This window comes from Paenibacillus sp. OT2-17 (assembly GCF_009827695.1).
Lineage (GTDB): Bacteria > Bacillota > Bacilli > Paenibacillales > Paenibacillaceae > Paenibacillus > Paenibacillus polymyxa_B.
This window is the reverse complement of sequence record NZ_WUDQ01000780.1, coordinates 1-1366: the sequence shown is the minus strand read 5'-3', so window position 1 is coordinate 1366 and position 1366 is coordinate 1. Positions and strand designations below refer to the sequence as shown.

The window sequence follows — 1366 nt, the reverse complement described above, 5'->3', positions numbered from 1 at the left end:
CCACCGCCTGACGGTAAATAACAATGCTCACGAGCAAAAATGGAATGACACAGGCCGGCACGTTTCCGCCCATAAATTTGCTGCAGTCTCGCGTTTATTACTCGCTCTATCACCGACATATTCAACTTGTAGAACAGCCTCCATGAATTACCCACTACTTTAAAATTCATACATGTTAATTTGAGCTAGCTGCCTTATTTCTTGATATAATCAGCGAACTTCCTGAGAAAATCGAGCGAATGGATACCCTCTCTGAGATGATGATGAACCAGATCATCCATTTTGGTTGTTTCCTTATTCAGCATGTATTCAAGCATAGCTTGGTGCTCATGCCAGATGCCCATCAGCTTCCCTGTTTCCAGCATATGCAGCTTGCGATATCTGATATAGTGAACATTCGACTGCTGAATGAGCTGCCAAAGAAACCCCCGTCCCACCAATTGGAACATGGTTTGGTGAAACTGATCATCCAGACTGAGAAATTGATCCGTAGCATGATCTTCTTCAATCACAGCTCTCTGTCTGTCTAGAATATCACTCAACTTCTGTACATCGCTTAATGTAATTTGCGAAGAAAGCTCCTTCATAATCTCCTTTTCCAATGCGCTTCTTAAGTAAATAATTTGTTCAACGGACTCTAGATCAATATAGGACACAATGTTCCCCTTTTTGGGATAAATATCAATGTAGGACTCAAGCGCAAGCCACTTCAATACATCGCGTAGCGGAGTTCTGGACAGCTGGAAGCGTTCTGACAAGGTCGTCTCACTGAGAAGAGTACCCGGCTTTAAGGTCAGTGACAAAATATCTTTTTTCAACAGTTGCATGATTTCTTCTTTTGTAAACATATCATTCCTACCTTTACTTTATAAATCTAGTTATATTATAAAGCATTTTGAGCTGACGAACCCCTCTGAAATTATCATTGACAAGAACAAACCCCATAATTTATGATCAACTCAATCTTGTATACAAGACAAACGAAATACAATCAGGGAGGGTATCGTTATGAATATGACCTGGAGATGGTATGGTGAAAACAACGACAATATTACACTGGATCATATCCGGCAAATTCCGGGAGTTATGGGCATTGTCTGGTCTTTACATGATAAGGTAGCCGGTGAAGTATGGGAAATGGAGCGAATTCAGGAGGTAGCTGATCAGATTACGAGCAAGGGCTTTAGTACGGCGGTCGTAGAAAGTGTAAATGTCCACGATGATATCAAAATCGGCCTGCCATCCCGCGATCAATATATTGACATTTATATCGACACCATTCGAAAATTAGCCAAAGTGGGAGTCAAGGTGATTTGCTATAACTTTATGCCTGTCTTTGACTGGACAAGAACGGAACTGTATAAGG

Annotated in this window: 2 protein-coding genes; one reads left to right on the top strand and one right to left on the bottom strand. The window is 41.2% G+C overall.

All coding sequences use genetic code 11. The features are described 5' to 3' along the window. Nucleotides 1-194 precede the first annotated feature (194 nt). Complete coding sequence (locus tag GRP75_RS27060; protein WP_160790900.1) at nucleotides 195-848, bottom strand: GntR family transcriptional regulator; 654 nt, start codon at nucleotides 846-848, stop codon at nucleotides 195-197. A 160-nt stretch (nucleotides 849-1008) separates the two neighbouring features. On the opposite strand from GRP75_RS27060, the gene GRP75_RS27055 reads away from it, so the two are divergent. Beyond that, nucleotides 1009-1366 (top strand): mannonate dehydratase (locus GRP75_RS27055; RefSeq protein WP_202404341.1); only part of this gene is annotated, 358 nt, incomplete at its 3' end.

Excerpts from the sequence above, each read along its gene's own strand:
- GRP75_RS27060 (WP_160790900.1), bottom strand. The coding sequence starts at position 848 with ATGTTTACAAAAGAAGAAATCATGCAACTGTTGAAAAAAGATATTTTG.